Below are 19,748 nucleotides of genomic sequence, written 5' to 3' on the forward strand. Positions count from 1 at the left end.
GATCGCAATCCTCCTCGGCCGAAGCTCTAGGACCTTTCCGGACGGCTGTGCAAGCCTTCCTCACCGGCTCGGTATCGGCATGACCGCCCAACGCCCTAGATGACGGCGCTGAAGAGAAGAACGAGGGCTGGCGGCGGCAAGGCCCGCAGCCGGTGGAGTGACATGAATCTGAAAGACCCCAGCCTGTTCCGGCAGGCAGCCCTGGTCGCCGGCGAGTGGATCGAAGCCGATGGCGACGGCGTCGCCGTGGACAATCCGGCGACCGGCGAGACGATCGGCCGCGTGCCGCGCCTCGGCGCCGAGGAAACACGACGGGCCATCGAGGCGGCGCGCCTTGCCCAGCCCGAATGGGCGGCGCGCACCGCCAAAGAGCGCGCCGGCGTGCTCAAGCGCTGGTATGAGCTTCTGATGGAAAACCAGGAGGATCTCAGTCTCCTCCTGACGCTCGAACAGGGCAAGCCGCTTGCCGAGGCCAAGGGCGAGATCGCCTACGGCGCGAGCTTCATCGAGTGGTTCGCCGAAGAGGCGCGCCGCATCTATGGCGACGTCATCCCCGGTCATCAGCCCGACAAGCGGATTATGGTGCTGAAGCAGCCCGTCGGCGTGGTCGCCGCCATCACGCCGTGGAACTTCCCCAACGCGATGATCACCCGCAAGGCCGGACCGGCGCTCGCCGCCGGCTGCGCCATGGTGCTCAAACCCGCCTCGCAGACGCCGTTTTCGGCGCTGGCGCTCGCCGTGCTCGGCGAGCGGGCCGGCCTGCCCAAGGGCTTGTTCAGTGTCCTGACGGGATCGTCGAGCGAGATCGGCGGGGAGATGACGGCCAATCCGACGGTGCGCAAGCTCACCTTCACCGGCTCCACCGAGACCGGCGCCAAGCTGATGGCGCAATGCGCTCCGACCATCAAGAAGCTGTCGCTGGAACTCGGCGGCAATGCGCCCTTCATCGTCTTCGACGACGCCGATCTCGATGCCGCGGTGGAAGGCGCGATCATCGCCAAGTTCCGCAACAATGGCCAGACCTGCGTCTGCGCCAACCGCATTTACGTGCAGGCCGGCGTCTACGACGCCTTCGCCGAAAAACTCGCCGCCGCAGTTGCCGAAATGAAGACGGGCAACGGGCTCGACGAGGGCGTGAAGCTCGGGCCGCTGATCGACGACAAGGCGGTCGACAAAGTCGAGGAGCACGTCGCCGACGCCCGGGCCAAGGGCGCCAAGGTCGCGCTCGGCGGCCACAAGCATTCCCTCGGCGGCCATTTCTTCGAAACCACGATCCTCACCGAGGTGACGAAGGAGATGATGGTGGCGCGCGAGGAGACGTTCGGCCCGGTGGCGCCGCTCTTCCGCTTCGAGGACGAGGCTGACGTCGTCGCCAAGGCCAACGACACCGAATTCGGCCTCGCCTCCTATTTCTACGCCAAGGATCTCGCCCGCGTCTGGCGGGTCGCCGAAGCGCTGGAATACGGCATGGTCGGCGTCAACACCGGCCTCGTCTCGACGGCCGAGGCGCCGTTTGGCGGGGTCAAGTCGTCGGGGCTCGGCCGCGAGGGCTCGAAGTACGGCATCGATGAGTTCGTCGAGATGAAATATGTCTGCCTCGGCGGCATCGGCTGACCGCGAGGCAGAGGTCTACGAGGCAATGCCGTCTCCAAACCCCGTCATTCTCGGCCTCCGGGCCGAGAATCCAGTCTCAGCCGGGAGGATGATGCGCCGGAAAGGGTGCGGTTCCCGCGGCGCGCTCAGAACAGATTGTACTGCCTGGGTTTGTCCGGTCGCCGCAGCTCGGCGGCTTCGGCGATCAGTGCCTGTGGTAGCTCCCCCAGGAACCGCGAGGCCGGCAGCAGGCACGGCTTGCCGTACCGGAAGCGTTGGCGCGCTCGGCTGAGGATCAGCCGGTCCTTGGCGCGAGTCATGGCAACGTAGAAGAGGCGCCGCTCTTCGGCCTCGGCCGCGGCATCCTCGCCATTCGCCCCGTCCTGCCCGTCGTCGGGAAAGGCGAAGGGCATCAGCCCGTCTTCCAGACCGGTGACGAAGACCACCGGGAATTCGAGCCCCTTGGCCGCATGCATGGTCAAAAGCGAGACCCGGTCCGCTCGCGGATCGAAGAAATCCGCCTCGGTGGCAAGCGCCGCCGCTTCGCGAAAGGCGGCTTCGTCCGCGGCGCCTCCTGCCAGGCCCGAAAGCCAGTCACGCGCCTCCGCAAGTACGGCCGGATCCATGCCCTCCTGCTGCCGCGCGGTTTCGAAAGCCGCCGTCAGCCGCGCCGGGAGAGGCTGCCCGCCCGCCTCTTCATCCTGCGCGTCCAGGGCCGACAGGACGGCCACCACACCCGCATGGTCGGCGATTGCGGCCGGACGGCTCTTCTTGAACGGGATGCCGGCGCGGTCGAACGCCTCTCGCAAAACCTGCGCCTGTCCGTCCGTGCGATAGAGCACGGCGATATCGGCAAAGGCCAAAGGCGCGGTGGCGCGGCGCTCTCCAGCGCCCTCCGCATGCGCCGCGAGCATGTCGTGACCGCCCATCAGATCGGCGATGCTCGACGCCACGAACGCCGCTTCGGTCTCGGCGCTGCCGGCCACCTGCAACGTCATGGGTTCGCCCCTAGAGCGCATCGCCACGCCCTCGTCCGAACGGCCGACGAGCGCCGCCGATGCGGCGACGATCATGCCGCTGGAGCGATAGTTGCGCGATAGACGAACCGTCGTCGCGGCCGGAAAATCGTTGGCAAAGCGGTCGAAGCACGTCGCGTCGGCGCCACGGAAACCGTAGATCGCCTGGTCCGGATCGCCGATGACGCAGAGATTGCCGTCTCGTCCGGCCAGAAGCCGCAGCAGGCGATACTGCATTTCGTCGACGTCCTGGAACTCGTCGGCCGAGAGGAAGCGAAAGCGGCAGCGCCATTTGGCCAGGCTTGCGAGATCGGACTCGAACAGTGCGACCGGAAGCGCCACCAGATCGTCGAAATCGACCGTGCCCGTCTCCCGGCCGAGCCGCGTTAGGACGTCCCAGGCCAGCTTCACCTCATGATCGGGCCTCGTGCCCGTACGCTTGGCGATCGACGCCGCCTTCATCAGGCGCGCCGCCTGCGTCTCGCCGATCGTCATCGCCTCGGCCAGCATCGTTCGCTGCTCGGCTTCGACGGCAACGCGCAGATCGGCCGGGAGGCCGAGGGCCGCGCCGTCCTCGCGCAAGATGGCGAGACCCAGGGAGTGGAAGCTCTCGACCGTGCAGCCGGCGGCACCCAGGGCACGCAGCCGAGCCTTCAGCTCCCCCGTCGCACGCCGGGTGAAGGTGATCGCGAGGCAGGCTTCCGCCGGCACCCCGCACTCCGTTACCAGATGGGCAATCCGGTGGGTGAGCATGCGCGTCTTGCCCGAGCCGGGACCAGCAAGCACCATCACCGGACCGTTGATCCGTGCCGCCGCCTCCGCCTGATCAACGTCGAGGGCTCCGAGCACGCCCGGGCGATTGGAATTGGCGGGTTTCGCGACCGTCTCGCCGGCAAGCGCTGGAGCCGGCTCTTCGATCGGGTTTGCCGTCCGGCGCTGCCGTTTCGGCCGGCGTGCGATCGGCGCCTCGAACAGGAGGTCGCCGCCCCGTTCCCGCCGCAGCTCGTCCTCCTCGAACAGGCGGATCACGCCGTATTCGCCGTCGTAGCCTGGCTGGCGGATCACCTGACCGGCGCGCAGCCGCGTCACCGCCTCCCCCAGCAGCGGATCGGCGCGCGCGATCTCGTCCACTGGCGTCTCGCCCAAGAGCTGCAACTCGGTCCCGAGAACCGCGCCAACCCGGTCATAGGCCTGGCGGACGGCTTTCGAGGCAACGCCGGAGCCGACGATTTCGGAGAGAATCTCCGGCAGCGGCACGAAGCTTTCCACCGCACCCGCCGTTGCCGGCGCCACGGCCTCGTCGCGATCGGCGAGCATCTCGACGCGGTGCGCAACGCCCACGGTGACGGGCTTGCCGCAGACCGGACAGCGCCCGCCCAGCGCGATCGTTTCCTTGGGATCGAGCCGCGTCTCGCAAGCCCGATGCCCGTCCATGTGATACTTGCCCTCCTCGGGGAAGAACTCGACCGTGCCGTGATAGCCCTCGCCGGTCTCGAGCGCCCGCCGGATGGCGCGATAGTCCGGTTCGCACGTGAAGCGGGTCGCCTCGCGGCCGAGCTTGCCCGGCGAATGGGCATCGGAGTTCGAGGTCAGCCGGTACCGGTCGAGGGAGGAGACCCGCCAGTTCATCTCCGGATCGGAGGAGAGGCCCGTTTCCACCGCGAAGATGTGATCGGCGAGGTCGCCATAGCACTCGGCAATCGAATCGAACCCGGACTGCGAGCCAAGCGCCGCAAACCACGGCGTCCAGATGTGGGCCGGCACGAAATAGGAGTCGTCACCCGACTCCAGCGCAATCTCCAGGAGGTCGCGCGAATCCAGGCCGAGGATCGGTCGTCCGTCGGACGCGATGTTGCCGATACGCGCCAGGCTCGCCGCCAGCCGGTCGGACACCTCGAAATCGGCGACATAGATCAGATGGTGGACCTTCCGGGTCTTCTCACCCTTTTTGTAGATGGTCGAAATCTCGGTCGACAGCATGAAGCGCACCGGGGCGCGGCAGGCCGGCGGCAGCGTCTCGAAGACCTCGTCCTCGATTTCCGGTTTCAAGCGGAACAGGCCGGTGCCGTCAGCCACCAGCTTGTCCTTGATCTCGGCGAGCCAAGCCGGATGCACGCAGTCGCCGGTGCCCACCACGCCGATGCCCTTGCGGGCCGCCCACCAGGCGAGATGTTCCAGGTCGAGATCGCGGCTGGTTGCCCGCGAATATTTCGAGTGGACATGAAGGTCGGCGTAGAAGGCCATGGCGGAACTCCGGCGCTGGCCGCAAGGCGCGGACCACCGATTGTGGTCCCGCACCTGCGGCAAGGCCAAGGCTGCACCGAGCTTTTCCACCGAATTCCGGCCCGATCCGGGCCGGATTGTCGGGCGGGTCGATGACCGACCCCGGCTCAGTCGCGGGCCAGCAGCCCCGCCTCCCAGCCGAGCATCGCGCGCTTGCGCGACAGGCCCCAGTGGTAGCCGGTGAGCGCGCCGGACTTGCCGATGACACGGTGGCACGGCACGACGAAGGACAACGGGTTTCGCCCGATAGCCGCGCCGACCGCCCGCGCCGCCTTCGGCGCGCCGATGGTCTTGGCGATGTCGGAATAGGTCGTCGCACCGCCGACCGGGATCGACAGAAGCGCTTCCCATACCCGCACTTCGAAGTCGGTGCCGATCATCACCACGCGCAGCGGCCGGTCGGCCTGCCATTCCGTCGGATGGAAGACGCGGGCGGCCAGCGCATGCACGCCGACATCGTCGCGCGTCAGCCGCGCCCTGGGCCAGCGATGGGCCATGTCGGCCAGCGCCGCCTCCTCGCCTTCCGGCGTGGGCTCGGCGAAAGCCAGCCCGGCGAGGCCGCGCGGCGTCCACATCAGCAGCGCCCGGCCGAAGGGCGAATCGTGAAAGCCGTAGATCATCTCGACCCCGTCGCCCTTCACCTTGTGCTCGCCCGGCGACATCGCCTCGTGTCGGACGAACAGATCGTGCAGCCGCGACGGCCCGGACAGGCCGACCTCCAGCGCCGCATCGAGCAGAGAGGCGCCTTCGGCGAGCAGCCGCCGGGCATGGTCGATGGTGATCGCCTGGAGAAACGCCTTCGGCGTCAGCCCGGCCCAGCGGCGGAACGTGGCGGTCAGCTCGTCGGCGTCCATGCGCAAAGCTTCGGCGATCTCGCCCATGGAGGGCTGGCCGCGATATTCGGTGGAGATGAACTCGATCGCCCGGCGCACGACCTCGTAGTCGGACCCATGGGGCCTTATGCAGGGGGCCTGCTCCAGGACGCGCGGCATCGGGCAGATCGGCATGGACAGCGGCTCGGCGCTCAGGTTCAGCATAGCGTCATCCTCTCATTGTCAGGCTAAGAGAGCACGCCCGCCAGCGGGCAGCCACCCGATTTTCTGAAATCCGAGCACGTCATCGTCCCGACCAGATGAAACGATCACGAAATCCGCCGGAAAAAGACCATCTCGGGATCGCCCTCGTCCAGATTGTCGATCGTGCCGCTCGGGCGAAAGCCGGCGTCAAACAGCAGGTGCTGCATGGGCCGATTGGACGAATTGGTCGAGGCAAAGAGCTTGGGCTCCCGGCAGATGTCCTTGAAATGCTCGACCAGCGCTCTGCCGACACCACGGCGCCGAAAGGGCTCACCGACCATCACCATTTCGATGAAGCCGTTGCCGAAGAACCGATCGTTCAGAACGCCATAGCCGGCGACTGCGCCGTCGATCTCCGCGATCGTGCATTCACCGGTCTCGACCCATGCCATGATGTTGGCCCGCCGCTTGGCGCTTTCGGCGGCGATCGGATCGATTGCAATCAAGGCATCACGATCGGCGGGGGTGGCGACGCGCAGTTTCATGCCGGCACATTGGACGCAAGCGCCCGAGCGAAAAAGCCATAAAATGCGCGGGTCAGGCGCCCTTTGCGGTGGCCAACGCCCGGCCGAAGGCCGTGGCGAAGCTTTCACGATCGTCGGGATTGAGGAAGGCGCCGATATCGGTCGAGCGTCCTTGGCCGGAGACGGCCATCCGGGTGATCCCGATCTCCGAATGCCGGTTGACCAGGAACCGCGCCCAGAACGGATTGTAGTGGGCCTCGCGCACCTGACCCTTGGCCGAGATCTTGCGGATCGACAGCTGCGAGCGGGAAACCGCCACCTCTTCACGCGCCGCCGCCGCCCGGTAATTGGCACGGAAGGCCAGCCAGATCAGGAATGCATCGAGGCCGAAGAAGCCCACGATCGGCCAGGCGCCCTGGAGGACGAAGAGCAGGCCGCAGCCCAGACTGACGAGGCCGACCCCCAGCATCATGATGGTAAAGCCGCGCCGGCCGAGCGAGCGATAGGGAACCAACAGGGCCTGGAAGATCGGCTCGTCGGCCGAAACCGCGCCAGCCGGCGCAAGCATGCTTTCCCTGTCCTTCATCGCCGTCGCCCGCTATAGACACCCAATGTCCGAGAAGCTGCCCAAGTCGGCTGCCGCGTCCACGAGAAGGCAGCTCGCCGCCAAAGAAAATATCGCAAAAGTCAATGCGGTCAAACGCCGCATTCCCTATTCAAGGGCGCAGATTGCGGAAATGTTCCGCCGCTTTGCGGAGCAGCGCCCGGAGCCGAAGCCGGAACTGGAGCACACCAATCCGTTCACGCTGCTCGTGGCCGTGGTGCTCTCGGCACAGGCAACCGACGCCGGCGTCAACAAGGCGACGAAGGAGCTCTTCCGCATCGCCGACAGCCCGCAGAAAATGCTGGCGCTCGGCGAAGACGCCGTGCGCGACCACATCCGCTCGATCGGGCTCTATCGCAACAAAGCGAAGAACGTGATCGCGCTGAGCCGGGCCCTTGTCGACGAGCATGGCGGACAGGTGCCCTCGACGCGCGAGGCGCTGCAGGCCTTGCCCGGCGTCGGCCGCAAGACCGCCAACGTCGTCCTCAACGCCGCCTTCGGCCAGCCGACACTTGCCGTCGACACCCATATCTTTCGGCTCGGCAACCGGCTGAAGATCGCGCCCGGCAAGACGCCCGACGAGGTCGAGGCGCGGCTGATGACGGTCGTGCCGGAGGACGCGCTGCTCCATGCGCATCACTGGCTGATCCTGCACGGGCGCTACGTGTGCAAGGCGCGGCGGCCGGAGTGCGGCATCTGCATCATCGCCGACCTGTGCAAGGCCGACGAAAAGACCAACGCCATCCCGGCGCCGATCACTCCGATCGCGCCGCGGCCGCCCGGACTGCAGGGATCGGCGTCGCCGGCCTGAGCGGCAGCCCGCCCTCGCGCTGCGCGATCCTCTGATGCAGGTGCACCATCAGCGCGGCGGCAAAGAGCGGGGTCAGCAGGTTAAGGATCGGAACGGCGAGGAATGCCGCGATCACCAGACCGCTCAGGAACACGGTCGTGCCGTAGCGGTGCCGGAGCGCCTTGGCGTCCTCTTCGCCGCGATAGCGCAGCGCCGCAAACTCGAAATATTCGCGGCCGAGCAGGTAGCCGTTGACCGCGAAGAAGGCGATGAGATTGACCCCCGGCACCAAAAGCAGCGCAAAGGCGATCAGGTTGCCGAGGATGACGACGCCCAGAAAGCGCACGGACAGGCCGATGCTGGGCAGGAGCGGCATCGACCGGCCCGGCGGCGCACCCGGATAGGTCCGCTCGACTTCCTCCGCCACGTCATCGAGGAACAGGCCCGCGATCAGTGCGCTGATCGGCGCGATCAGGAAGGCGAGCAGGATCGCCAGCAGCAATCCGGCCGCCCAGCCCGCGAAGGTTTCGGCGTTCTCCAGCCAGGCCGGCATATCCGGCGCGAAGCTCGAAAAGAACGGAATGGCGAAGGTTTCGAACAGGAAGCTGATCGCAAACCACAAGGCGAAGAGCACCGCGAGCGTCAGCCCGAGCGACTTCCACAAGGCCGAGCGGAAGGGCGGCGAAAACAGATCCCGAATGGCGAGCCGGGCGGCGGCGAAGATCATCGTGGCTATCCTCTCGATAGGAAAGGAAATAGGCAGCCGCGATCTGGATCGCAACGCACCCGCGTCGCGCGCGACTGGTCAGCGCGGCGCTTTTCGGTCTATGGAACAGAAAGCCGCTGAAGGAGCTCCGATGACCGACTACGACGTGCTGACGATCGGCAATGCCATCGTCGACATCATTGCCCAGACCGACGACGCCTTTCTGGAACGCGAGGCCGTGGCCAAGGGTGCCATGACCCTAATCGATACGGACCGTGCCCTGCATCTCTACGAGCATATGGGCCCGGCCATCGAGACCTCCGGCGGCAGCGCCGGCAACACGGTGGCCGGTCTTGTCAGCCTCGGCGGCACTGGCGCCTATATCGGCAAGGTTTCCTCCGACCAGCTGGGCGCCATTTTCACCCACGACATCCGCTCTCTCGGCGTTCGCTTCGACACCACGCCGCTGCTGGGCGATCCGCCCACGGCGCGCTCGATGATCCTGGTGACGCCGGACGGCCAGCGCTCGATGTCGACCTATCTCGGCGCCTGCGTGGAGCTGGGTCCGGACGACATCGACGACGCGCTCGTGGCCGCCGCCAAGGTCACCTATTTCGAGGGCTATCTGTGGGATCCGCCGCGCGCCAAGGACGCGATCCGCAAGGCGGCCGATATCGCCCACGCCAACGGCCGCGAAGTAGCGATGACGCTGTCGGACTCGTTCTGCGTCGACCGCTATCGCGCCGAATTCCTGGAGCTGATGCGCACCGGCACCGTCGACATCGTCTTTGCCAACGAGGCAGAAGCCAAGGCGCTCTACGAGGTCGACGACATCGACGCGGCAATCGACCGCCTCGCCCGGGACACCAAGCGCTTCGCCGCCGTCACCCGCTCGGAAAGGGGCTGCGTCATCGTCGAAGGCGACGAGCGCGTGGCCGTGCCGGCGACCGCGATCGCCGAAGTGGTCGACACCACCGGCGCCGGCGATCTGTTCGCTTCGGGCATGTTGCGCGGGTACACCGCCGGGCTCGACCGTGAGAAGAGCGCGCAGCTCGGCGCGGCGGCCGCCGGCCACATCATCGAGCAGATCGGCCCGCGTCCGCAGCGTCCGTTGAAGGACCTGCCGGAGGTCAAGGCGATCCTGGGCTGATCGGCAGCCTGTCGCATTCAGGCGCGCCGCGCCGGCCGGAGGAAGGCTTTATGTACCAACTCTTCATCGCCAACAAGAACTACTCGTCCTGGTCGCTGCGGCCCTGGGTGCTGATGAAGGCACTGGGCATCGAGTTCGAGGAGCGCCTCGTACCGTTCGAAGCAGAGAACTTCGAGCGCTATCGACACTTCTCGCCGAACGGACTGGTGCCCTGCCTGCACGACGGCGAGATCCGGGTCTGGGACTCGTTTGCGATCGTCGAATATCTCGCCGAGCGTCACCCCGGCGTCTGGCCCTCCGACGCGCCGGCCCGCGCCTTTGCCCGATCGGCCGCCGCCGAGATGCACGCCGGCTATGGAACGCTGAGGGCCATCTGCACCATGAATTGCGGGGTGCGGGCACGACCCAAGGAGATGACACCGGCTTTGCAGCGCGACATCGCGCGCTTCTGCGAAGTCTGGACGGAGGGCTTGCAGCGATTCGGCGGGCCATTCCTCGCTGGCTCTGATTTTACCGCCGTCGACGCCTTCTTCGCGCCCGTGGCCTATCGCGTCCAGACCTACGGCCTGGAATTGCCGCCGGAAGCAGCGGCTTATGCGGAACGGCTGCGGCAATTTCCGGCGATGCGCGAATGGTACGAGGCGGCGATGGCCGAGCCCTGGCGCGAGCCGGGACACGAGGCCGAAATCGCCGCCGTCGCCACCATCATCGCCGACGAGCGCCAGGCCGTGCCGGCATCGTCATAGGGCCTGCGGCGCGCCCGCAGCCCGTGCAGCGGGCGCGAGAGGTCCCTTTCGCGCCAGCCAGACGCGATGGACCTGCGTTCCCGGCTCGTCGAACCGATCCCACTCGACCGAGAGACCACACGCCCCCATCAAGGCGCGATAGTCGCTGCCGGCAAAACTCGCATAGGAAAAGTCGACACCGAACATCTGACCGATCACTGTCGAATGGCCCGGGCCGGTGGTCAGCAGTAACAGGCCGCCCGGCCGCAGCCATTCGGCGAAGCGGCGCAGCATTCGCTCCTGCTCGACATGGTCGAGGTAAAAGAAGCTATCCCAGGCGATGATGGCGTCGAACGGCTCGTCCGGCCGATAGTCGAGCATGTCGCTCAGCACCGTTCGCGCCGACGGGTAGCGCCGTCCGAAGAGTGCCAGCATGGGCGCGGAGCCGTCCAGCGCGGTGATCTCGACGCCCGCCTCGACCATCGACGTCAGGCCGGCGTGGCCCGTGCCGCAGCCGCAGTCGAGCAGTTTCGCGCCGGGCGCCAGCCTGCCGGCCAATGCCTCGAAGAACGGCAATTCCCAGCGCTTGAGGCGCCGGGCGGCCTCGAAGCGGGGCGCGATGCTGTCGTAGCCTGCAATGTTCGGTATCATCGTCACGATGCCACCATGGTGGGTGCCTTCAGACATCAATGGTTCCGTTCAACCGGCTTTTCGCCATGTCGCTGTCATTGCGATCGACTGGAGCATCGGAGCAAAAAGGATCCCGTTCCTGACAAATCCAATGCGACGCCACAATTTCCCTAAACGCTCGATCCCGGCTTTTCACTCCGCCGCTCCAGGTTCGGATCGGCGAGACCTCATTCGCTGCCATCGAGATCGGGCCTGAACCGCCATTTCCGTTCGATCGCGGACGACAGATCAAGGCCATTCCGATCGGCAAACAGCAGGACGTGACCGAGCAGATCCGCGGTCTCGTCAGCCAGCGCCTGTCGAAGTTGACCCTCGGCCAGCCCGCGTCGGCGGCCACGTCCGCTCAGCGCATTCCAGACCTGGGTCAATTCGCCGATTTCTTCGTGCATCTTGAGAACGAACCAATCGGCGTCGCGCCGCAGATCGTTCTTCGCGGCGTAGCTCGCCGACGCCGTCTCGAACTGATGCCTCAGCCTGTCCAACATGCGGGCTCGCTCCTGTTTTCCGCTTAGGCCGCCGCCTGCAGCCGCTCTCCGGCTGCGCGGTAGGAGATCGCTTCGGCCAGATGCAGCCGACCGACGGTCTCGGCACCGTCGAGATCGGCGAGCGTGCGCGCCACCTTGAGAATCCGATGATAGGCCCGCGCGGAAAACTTCATCTGCTCGGCCGCGTCGCGCAGGAGCCGGGTCCCGGCATCGTCCGGCGCCGCCGCTGTCTCGACCAGCGCCGCCGAACACTGGGCATTCACCGTCGCCGGCGACAGGCCCATCGCTTCATAGCGCTGCGACTGAAGCGCGCGCGCACGCTCCACCCGCGCCTTGACCACCGCCGAACTTTCCGCCTGCGCAGGCCGGATCAGATCGCTGGCCGTCACGGCGGGCACGTCGACGCGCAGGTCGATGCGGTCCATCAGAGGCCCTGAGATGCGCGCCTGATACTCGGCTGCGCAACGCGGGCCGCGGGCGCAGGTGTGGCCCGGTTCGCCCGCCATGCCGCAACGGCAAGGGTTCATGGCCGCCACCAACTGGATCGAGGCCGGATAGGTCACCCGGTGATTGGCGCGGGCAATCACACATTCTCCAGTCTCCAACGGCTGGCGCAGCGAATCGAGCACGACGGGCGAGAATTCCGGGAACTCGTCGAGGAAGAGCACGCCGCGATGGGCGAGCGACATCTCGCCCGGCCGGGCACGAAGCCCCCCGCCGACCATGGCCGCCATCGAGGCCGAATGATGCGGCGCCCGGAAGGGTCGGCGGTCGGACAGCTTGCCGTCGCCGATCTCGCCGGCCACCGAGGCGATCATCGACACTTCCAGGAGTTCGCGCGGCGTCAGCGCCGGCAGGATCGAGGGCAGGCGCTGCGCCAGCATCGACTTGCCGGAGCCCGGCGGGCCGACCATCAGCAGATTGTGGCCGCCCGCAGCCGCGATCTCCAGCGCCCGCTTGGCCACGGTCTGGCCCTTGATGTCGGCCAGATCGGGCAGGCCGACGGCCGACGAGCGAATGGCCGGCTCGGGGCGCGCGATGACCTGTGTCCCGCGAAAATGGTTGGCGATCTGGATCAGGCTGCGCGCGGCGACGATCGGCATTTCGCTATCCGCCCAGGCGGCTTCGGAACCGCAATCGGCCGGACAGATCAGCCCGCAATCGGCGGCGTTGGCCGCCATCGCAGCCGGCAGCACGCCCGCCACCGGGGCGATCATGCCGTCCAGCGACAATTCGCCGAGCACCACGAAGCCCTGCAGCGCGTCCGATGGAATCGCGCCGAGCGCCGCCATCAGGCCGAGCGCGATCGGCAGGTCGAAATGGCTACCCTCCTTGGGCAAGTCCGCGGGAGCGAGATTGACCGTGACCTTCTTCGGCGGCATGGCCAAGCCGGAGGCGTGGAGCGCCGCCTGCACGCGATCCCGGCTCTCGGCCACGGCCTTGTCCGGCAGGCCGACGATCTGCATGCCCATCTTGCCCGGCGCGACCATCACCTGGACGTCGACAGGAACCGCGTCCACGCCGTGAAAGGCAACCGTTCGGGCTCGAGCCACCATGTCCACGCTCCCTTTGGCGGTCCACCACGACCGATGTTCCAAGAAGCGTAACTTAGGATCGAGGATAAAACAAGAACATTAAAGGAACAAAGCCGGCCAATTGGCTTAAGCTCTGCAACCAGCACGATTTTCGTCAATGACGCCGGCCGGTCTGGAGCGGATTCCGGCGGGCGGCACCGACGTGAACCACTCCCGAGCCGCAGCCGGGAACCCTGCGATCAGGTTCGGCCGAAGGCCTTGAAGGCGACGAGCGTGAACGTGTCGGCCACTCCGTCCATCGGCTGCAGTCTCTCGGTGACGAAGCGGCCGATGTCCTGCCCGTCGTCCAGGTAGAACTTGGCGATCAGGTCGTAATGGCCCGAAGTGGAATAGACCTCGGAGATTTCCTCGACGGTTTCGACCAGAGTGTCGGCGACCTGATAGGCCTGTCCGGGCCGGCATTTGAACTGAACGAAGATCGGCTTCATCGACGGTTTCCTCGCGTTGATGGTGCGCCGGCGTGCGGGCCACCGGATCACGGTTGCAGGCCGGGCAAAAAAGCTGGGCGCAGGTTTGAAGCGGCGCGGCGCGGCCGTCAACCGTCTGCGGATGTTTGTGCTAAGGCTCGCAACACGCGACATCTCGCGCGCTGCTCCCGCCCATTCGAAAGGATCCCTCCATGAGACTATCGCTGGCCGATGCCGAGGCGCTCGTCGGCGCGGCGCTGGAGCGTGTCGGCACGGCGCCGGCCGCCGCCCGATCCGTCGCGGCGGCCCTGGTCAACGCCGAGGCCGCCGGCCAGTCCGGCCACGGGCTGCGCCGTGTGGTGATCTATGCCGCCCAGGTGTCGGCGGGCAAGGTGGATGGCCGCGCCGGTCCGAGCTTTGAGCGGATCGCGCCGGGCGTGCTGCGGATCGACGCCCATTACGGCTTCGCCTACCCGGCGCTCGACCTCGCCGTTGGCGAACTGCCGGCGCTGGTGCGCGAACAGGGCGTGGCGGTCGCCGCGATCCGGCGGTCGCATCATGCCGGCGTCCTGGGGTTGACGGTCGAACGGTTCGCCCAGGTCGGCCTCGTGGCGCTGATGGTGGCGAACGCCCCGGCCGCCATGGCGCCCTGGGGCGGTCGCCTGCCGCTGTTCGGCACCAACCCGCTCGCCTTCGCCGCGCCGGTGGCGCACGGCGACCCGGTGGTGGTCGACCTCTCGCTCTCCAAGGTGGCGCGCGGCAAGGTCATGGCGGCGCGGCAGAAGGGCGTGCCGATCCCCGAGGGCTGGGCCTTCGACAGGGACGGCAATCCCACCACCGATCCCGACGCGGCGATCGCCGGCACGATGGCGCCGATGGGCGACGCCAAGGGTGCGGCCCTGGCGCTGATGGTCGAAATGCTCGCGGCCGGGGTGACCGGCGCGCAATTCGGATTCGAAGCCGACTCGCTGCTCGACGCCGAAGGATCGGCGCCGGCGCTTGGCCATCTAATCCTGGCACTCGACCCCGAGCGGATCGGCGGACCGGGCGCGGTCGAGCGTCTGGCCGCGATGGCGGCGGCCGTCGCCGCCCAGGAGGGCGCGCGCATCCCCGGACGCCGCGGCCAGGAGCTTCGGCGCCAGGCGGAGACGCAGGGAATCGACATCGAGGACGACGTGCTGGCGACGATCCGGGGTCTCTAGCGGCCCGGTCAGTCGCCGATCGCGACGCCCTCGCGCCTCGGATCGGCACCGCCCTCCAGGCCGCCGGCCGTAATGACGATGCCGTGCAGGCCGGAATCAAGATCTGTGACATTGGTCTCGAACCCGGCCTCCGCCAGCGGCCCGGCGAGATCCTCGGCGCTGGTGCCGGCCTCCAGGTCGAATGGGCCGAAGCGGTTGACCAGATGCGGCAGCGAGACCGCCTCCTGCACGTCCATGTTCCAGTCGATGAGCGCGATCAGCGCCTCGGCGACATAGCCGATGATGCGGCTGCCGCCGGGCGAGCCGATGGCGATCCATGGCTTGCCGTCCTTCATCACGATGGTCGGCGACATGGAGGAGCGCGGCCGCTTGCCCGGCTCCACGCGGTTGGCGACGGGCCGTCCGTCCTCCTGCGTGGCGAAGGAGAAGTCGGTCAGCTCGTTGTTCAAGAGAAAGCCGTTCGTCATCAGCCGCGAGCCGAAGCCGTTTTCGATCGTCGTGGTGATGGAGACGACATTGCCGTCGGCATCGACGATCGAGAAGTGGCTGGTGCAGGGCAGTTCCAACGCCTGGTCGTCGCCCCACAGCATGGCGTGGTCCCAGGGCGGTGTGCCGGCGACGACCTCGTCCTCGGCGAGCGCCGCGTCGCCGCCGATAAGCTTCGCCCGTTCGGCGATATAGGCCTTGTCGGTCAGCCCTTTCAGCGGCATGGGCACGAAATCGATGTCGGCCATGTAGCGGCCCCGGTCGGCAAAGGCGAGGCGCGAGGCGTCGCCGATCAGCCGCCAAGCCTCGGCGCTCTCGGCTCCCATCGCACCGATGTCATAAGGCTCGATCAGGCCGAGGATCTGGCCGACGGTCAGCGCACCGGAGGAGGGCGGCCCCATGCCGCAGACCTCCGCTTCGCGATAGTCGACGCAGACCGGCTCGCGCTCGACCACCTGATAGGAAGCAAGATCGGCGAGCGACAGCCTGCCGGGATTGTCCCCAGCGCCATGAACCGTATCGACGATCGCCTGAGCGATCGGCCCTTCGTAGAAGGCCTCGGCGCCATCCGTGGCGATCGCCTTCAGCGTGTCGGCGTAGGCCTGGTTCTTCAGCAGATGGCCGACCGGCAGCGGCTGGCCGTCCAAGAAGAAATAGGCGCTCGGTCCGTCGTAGGTCTTCAGGCGCTCGCCGTCCTCGACGATCAGATCGTGCAGGCGCGGCGACACCTCGAAGCCCTTTTCGGCCAGCTCGATCGCCGGCTGGACCACCCGGCGCCAGGCCAATTGCCCGTAGCGGGCATGGGTCTCGGCCATCAGCTTCAGCGTGCCCGGCGTGCCGACCGATCGGCCCCCGACGACGGCGTCGTAGAACTCCAGAGGCTCGCCGGAAGCATCCTGAAACAGTTGCGGCGTGGCGTCGCGCGGCGCCGTCTCGCGCCCGTCGAAGGTGGTGAGCCGCCCCTCCTCGGCATCGTAATAGACCAGGAAGGAGCCGCCGCCGAGGCCGGAGGATTGCGGCTCGACCAGACCGAGGACGAGCTGGACGGTCACCATGGCGTCGATGGCGTTGCCACCGTCGCGCAGGATGGCGAGTCCCGCCTCCGCAGCGAGCGGATTGGCGGCGGCGACCATCTGCCGCTCGGCCTTGGCGAGGGTCCGCTCCGCGGCGCCCGACGCGCTTTCGGGCTGAACCGCATCGGCCGCCTGCTGTGCCCAGGCCGGTGCAGCAACAAGCCAGAGCGCCGTGGCGGCCCCAGCCATGACGGCGTGAATTCCGCCCCTTGTGTGGTCGGTGCCCTTGAATGCCCGCAGCCACGTCATCTGCGCATCCTCCCTTGTCGGAAAAGCGCAGGCTAGGCGATCGGAGCGCAACCGGGAAGAGGCAATGCGCTCACCGCGCCGATGGCAGGCTCAGCCGAACACCACGGTCTTGCGACCGTTGAGCATGACGCGGCTCTCCAGATGCAGCTTCACGGCGCGGGCCAGCACGCGAGCCTCGACATCCCGCCCGGCCGCCACGAGATCGCTCGCGCTCATGGCATGGGTGACGCGCTCGGTTTCCTGCTCGATGATCGGGCCCTCGTCGAGATCGGCGGTGACGTAGTGCGCCGTCGCGCCGATCAGCTTGACGCCGCGTTCGTGCGCCTGGTGATAGGGCCGAGCGCCCTTGAAGCTCGGCAGGAACGAGTGGTGGATGTTGATGACCCGCCCGAACAGGCGGTTCGACAGGTCGTCGGACAGCACCTGCATGTAGCGCGCCAGCACCACCAGATCGGCACTCTCGGCCGTCACCAGATCGAGAAGCCGCGCCTCCTGGTCCTTCTTGGTCGCGGGCGCGACCGGCCAATGCTCGAACCGCAGGCCGTGCGCCTGCGCGACGGGACGCGCCGCCTCGTGGTTGGAGACGATGGCGACGACATCGGCCCTGAGCCAACCGACGCGGATCTGGTAGAGCAGATGCTCCAGCGCGTGGTCGAACTTCGACACCATGACGACGATTCGCGGTCGCCGGTCCTGGTCGACGAGCGCCGTCTTCATATCGAAACGCGCTACGGCAGATTGCAGTTCGCGCTCGATGTCTTCGCGCTTCAGCGCTTCGGGCGCCATGAAGGCGATGCGCATGAAGAAGCGATCTGTCTGGCGGTCCCAGAACTGGCTCGACTCGGCGATGTTGCCGCCGAGCGACGCGAGAACCGTGGTCACCGCGGCCACGATGCCGGGCCGGTCGACACAGGACAGGGTGAGGATGAAGTTTCTGGTGCTCAAGACCTGGAGCCCTCGCTTACGGTTGAGGCTGTCTGTCATGGTGGCGCGGCGGCACGCAAGCGGAAAACATGCAGGATGCCGTCGCACAATGCTTGGCGGTAGCCCGCCGACCGGCCATAATCGACGCCAAGCCGTTCGCGGTCGCCGAGACTTGGTCCAGGCGCCTCCGTTTCACGTGAAATCCAAGGATGCATGACCGAGCTCTTCGTCACCGTCCATAATTCAGCGGAGGCCGCCGACGCTTTGACGGCGGGCGCGCAGGGCATCTGGTTGCGAAACCTGCCGGACGGAGAGGCCGAGCCCGGCGTGCTGGCGGCGATCGTCGCCGACATCGGTCGTGGCCGGCTCTGGCTCTCGACCGAGCGCATGGCCGACGCCGGCGAAGGCCGCAAAGCCGACGCTTCGGTCGTCGATGTCGGGCCGGGAGCGGCCACGTCCCACGACCTGATCCGGTCGCTGGCCGATTCGCAGGGTCCGGGCGCGATCGCCCGGTTGCCGGTGGTCACCGAGCCCGATTGGGCCATCCTTCGGGCGTTGCGCGAGGCCGGTTTTGCCGGAGCCCTTCTGGACACGGCAGACGAGCAGCGACTTCTGTCGGTCCTGCCGATATCCGCCTTGGCCGCCTTCGTCGAAACCTGCCGAAGCGTCGGCCTCACAAGCGGGCTTGCCGGCGGACTGGAGCCGCCGGACGTGCCGCGCTTCCTGGCCCTGGCGCCCGACGTCATTGCCTTTTCCGGCCACTGGGCCGGCCAGCCGGCGAACCCCTTCGAGCCTGAGGCACTGGCGACGATGCGTCGCCTTGTGCGCCGCAATGAAGTCGATTTTAGTCGCGCCGCAAGCGACGGGGCGACGGACCGGGTGTTCGTGCGCGACCATGTCGTGGATATGCGGGTCGGTGCCTATGGCTTTGAAGAAAAGGCCGCGCAGAAAGTTCGCTTTTCGGTCGAGGCGGACGTCTTCCGGCCCTCCCGGATGCCGTCGGCCATGGAGGACGTCTTCTCCTACGACGTCATCACCGACGGGATTCGCGTTCTGGCCGCACGGGCGCACACGGCCTTGGTGGAGACGCTCGCGGAGGACCTCGCGGCGCTCGTGCTCACCGACCCGCGCGTCGAGGGAGTGACCGTTCGTGTCGAAAAGCTGGAACTCGGTCCCGCCGCGGTCGGCGTCGAAATCCGCCGAACCCGGACCGATCGGCTCGGATGAAAGGTCTTCGAACCGCCATGGCCGCAAAGAACCTCGAACACACAGTCGAGATGATGGTTTTTTCGAAACCGATGACGGGTTAGGCTGTCCTCACCCTTCTTGCCAGGCGGAGCGGGTTCGGTCAGAACTTCACGCAGCGTTTCACCCCGGCGCGAAGTCTCCACCGCTTGGCCGGGCGGCGTTGCGAAGTCGAGCGCGCATGCCGATCGCCCCAAATCCATGAGAATGACGGTCAGTGTCGATGGAAGATGTGTTGGTGATGAAGTTCGGCGGCAGCGCAACGGTCTTGCGCGACCTGGCGCGCTGGATCGAGGCGATCGAGCGGGTTTCGGTGCCGGCGATCCTGGTGCCGGGAGGCGGGCCGTTCGCAGACGCCGTCCGGCACAACAAGTACAAGATGGGCTATAGCGAGGAAGCTGCCCACCAGATGGCGATCCTGGCCATGGAGCAGTTCGGCCACGCGCTCGTCAGCCTCGGTCGGCGCATGGTTCCGGCCAACTCGGAAGACTCGTTCGCGAGTGCCATCGCCGGCGGCTCGATCCCGGTCTGGATGCCCTACGAGATGCTGTCACAGCATCCCGATATCGAAAAAAGCTGGTCTGTCACCGCCGACGCGCTTTCGGCCTGGCTGGCGGCCCGACTCGGCTGTCGTCAGGTGCTTTTGATCAAGCAATTGCCGGTGCCGGAAAACAGCACGCTGGACGCGCTGCGCGGCGCCGAGATCATCGACGAGGCGTTCATGCGCATGCTGGCGCCCGAGACGGAGGTGTATATCGCCGGCCCGTTCGATCTGTCCGGCGCAGGCCGGCGCTTCGCGGAAGGGATTTTGCCGGGGCGCCCGATCGCTCGCGGCCCCAACTACTCGTGAATCGACGTCGCCGACAGGACCTTTTCTGCGGCGCGGAGCGAACAAGAGCTCATGCACGTCACCCGACGTGCCGATCGCTCTGATACAGCTTTTGGTAGCATTTCGTTAACCTTAACAAATTCATAGTGACCGGGC

18 protein-coding genes are annotated in these 19,748 nt (G+C 67.1%); 7 read left to right on the forward strand and 11 right to left on the reverse strand.

Going from position 1 to position 19,748, the window contains the following annotated elements:
- Positions 1–162 precede the first annotated feature (162 nt).
- The gene (gene gabD / locus SMD10_RS06150) at positions 163–1,614 is read left to right on the forward strand and encodes an NADP-dependent succinate-semialdehyde dehydrogenase (RefSeq protein WP_331684785.1); all 1,452 of its coding nucleotides are present in this window, start codon (positions 163–165) and stop codon (positions 1,612–1,614) included.
- Between the two features lie 125 nt (positions 1,615–1,739).
- On the opposite strand, the gene SMD10_RS06155 is transcribed toward gabD, so the two are convergent.
- The 4 genes from SMD10_RS06155 to SMD10_RS06170 all read right to left on the reverse strand — a co-directional run bounded on the left by SMD10_RS06155 (position 1,740) and on the right by SMD10_RS06170 (position 7,000).
- Positions 1,740–4,853, reverse strand: coding sequence for a UvrD-helicase domain-containing protein (locus SMD10_RS06155; protein ID WP_331684786.1), 3,114 nt, complete (start codon positions 4,851–4,853; stop codon positions 1,740–1,742).
- Positions 4,854–4,999: 146 nt separating this feature from the next.
- A complete protein-coding gene (locus SMD10_RS06160) occupies positions 5,000–5,884 on the reverse strand; it encodes a bifunctional helix-turn-helix domain-containing protein/methylated-DNA--[protein]-cysteine S-methyltransferase (RefSeq protein ID WP_331684912.1) in 885 nt (294 codons plus the stop codon).
- 149 nt (positions 5,885–6,033) lie between these two features.
- Entirely contained in the window at positions 6,034–6,453 is a 420-nt protein-coding gene (locus SMD10_RS06165) for a GNAT family N-acetyltransferase (protein WP_331684787.1), read from the reverse strand.
- A gap of 52 nt (positions 6,454–6,505) precedes the next feature.
- The gene (locus SMD10_RS06170) at positions 6,506–7,000 is read right to left on the reverse strand and encodes a DUF2244 domain-containing protein (RefSeq protein WP_331684788.1); all 495 of its coding nucleotides are present in this window, start codon (positions 6,998–7,000) and stop codon (positions 6,506–6,508) included.
- Here SMD10_RS06170 and nth point away from each other — a divergent pair.
- A complete protein-coding gene (nth, locus tag SMD10_RS06175) occupies positions 6,999–7,847 on the forward strand; it encodes an endonuclease III (RefSeq protein ID WP_432757193.1) in 849 nt (282 codons plus the stop codon). The genes SMD10_RS06170 and nth overlap by 2 nt on opposite strands.
- Here nth and SMD10_RS06180 read toward each other — a convergent pair.
- Complete coding sequence (locus tag SMD10_RS06180) at positions 7,792–8,553, reverse strand: sulfate transporter family protein (protein WP_331684790.1); 762 nt, start codon at positions 8,551–8,553, stop codon at positions 7,792–7,794. The genes nth and SMD10_RS06180 overlap by 56 nt on opposite strands.
- Positions 8,554–8,683: 130 nt before the next feature.
- Between SMD10_RS06180 and SMD10_RS06185 the strand changes: the two genes are divergently transcribed.
- A complete protein-coding gene (locus SMD10_RS06185; protein WP_331684791.1) occupies positions 8,684–9,682 on the forward strand; it encodes an adenosine kinase in 999 nt (332 codons plus the stop codon).
- A gap of 50 nt (positions 9,683–9,732) precedes the next feature.
- Positions 9,733–10,428: a glutathione S-transferase family protein gene (locus SMD10_RS06190; RefSeq protein WP_331684792.1), complete on the forward strand. Its 696-nt coding sequence runs from the start codon at positions 9,733–9,735 to the stop codon at positions 10,426–10,428.
- Here the strand turns inward: SMD10_RS06190 and SMD10_RS06195 are convergent.
- The 4 genes from SMD10_RS06195 to SMD10_RS06210 form a co-directional block, all read right to left on the reverse strand.
- Positions 10,423–11,094: a class I SAM-dependent methyltransferase gene (locus SMD10_RS06195; RefSeq protein ID WP_331684793.1), complete on the reverse strand. Its 672-nt coding sequence runs from the start codon at positions 11,092–11,094 to the stop codon at positions 10,423–10,425. The two genes, SMD10_RS06190 and SMD10_RS06195, sit on opposite strands and share 6 nt — an antisense overlap.
- Positions 11,095–11,264: 170 nt before the next feature.
- Positions 11,265–11,582, reverse strand: a complete 318-nt coding sequence (locus SMD10_RS06200) for a nucleoside triphosphate pyrophosphohydrolase family protein (protein WP_331684794.1) — start codon at positions 11,580–11,582, stop codon at positions 11,265–11,267.
- Between the two features lie 23 nt (positions 11,583–11,605).
- Positions 11,606–13,138 carry a YifB family Mg chelatase-like AAA ATPase gene (locus SMD10_RS06205; protein ID WP_331684795.1) on the reverse strand — a complete coding sequence of 511 codons (1,533 nt, stop codon included), beginning with the start codon at positions 13,136–13,138 and terminating at the stop codon, positions 11,606–11,608.
- A gap of 218 nt (positions 13,139–13,356) precedes the next feature.
- The gene (locus SMD10_RS06210; RefSeq protein ID WP_331684796.1) at positions 13,357–13,605 is read right to left on the reverse strand and encodes an Lrp/AsnC family transcriptional regulator; all 249 of its coding nucleotides are present in this window, start codon (positions 13,603–13,605) and stop codon (positions 13,357–13,359) included.
- A gap of 191 nt (positions 13,606–13,796) precedes the next feature.
- On the opposite strand from SMD10_RS06210, the gene SMD10_RS06215 reads away from it, so the two are divergent.
- Positions 13,797–14,786 carry an Ldh family oxidoreductase gene (locus SMD10_RS06215; protein ID WP_331684797.1) on the forward strand — a complete coding sequence of 330 codons (990 nt, stop codon included), beginning with the start codon at positions 13,797–13,799 and terminating at the stop codon, positions 14,784–14,786.
- Between the two features lie 8 nt (positions 14,787–14,794).
- On the opposite strand, the gene ggt is transcribed toward SMD10_RS06215, so the two are convergent.
- The gene (gene ggt / locus SMD10_RS06220; protein WP_331684913.1) at positions 14,795–16,534 is read right to left on the reverse strand and encodes a gamma-glutamyltransferase; all 1,740 of its coding nucleotides are present in this window, start codon (positions 16,532–16,534) and stop codon (positions 14,795–14,797) included.
- Positions 16,535–16,684: 150 nt separating this feature from the next.
- The gene (purU, locus tag SMD10_RS06225) at positions 16,685–17,539 is read right to left on the reverse strand and encodes a formyltetrahydrofolate deformylase (protein ID WP_331684798.1); all 855 of its coding nucleotides are present in this window, start codon (positions 17,537–17,539) and stop codon (positions 16,685–16,687) included.
- Between the two features lie 192 nt (positions 17,540–17,731).
- Between purU and SMD10_RS06230 the strand changes: the two genes are divergently transcribed.
- Both SMD10_RS06230 and SMD10_RS06235 read left to right on the forward strand, forming a co-directional pair.
- Complete coding sequence (locus SMD10_RS06230; protein ID WP_331684799.1) at positions 17,732–18,745, forward strand: dihydroneopterin aldolase; 1,014 nt, start codon at positions 17,732–17,734, stop codon at positions 18,743–18,745.
- Between the two features lie 241 nt (positions 18,746–18,986).
- Positions 18,987–19,613, forward strand: coding sequence for an amino acid kinase family protein (locus tag SMD10_RS06235; RefSeq protein ID WP_331684800.1), 627 nt, complete (start codon positions 18,987–18,989; stop codon positions 19,611–19,613).
- Positions 19,614–19,748: the final 135 nt, after the last annotated feature.

It is taken from the genome of Consotaella aegiceratis (genome assembly GCF_036541425.1).
Classification (GTDB): domain Bacteria; phylum Pseudomonadota; class Alphaproteobacteria; order Rhizobiales; family Rhizobiaceae; genus Consotaella; species Consotaella aegiceratis.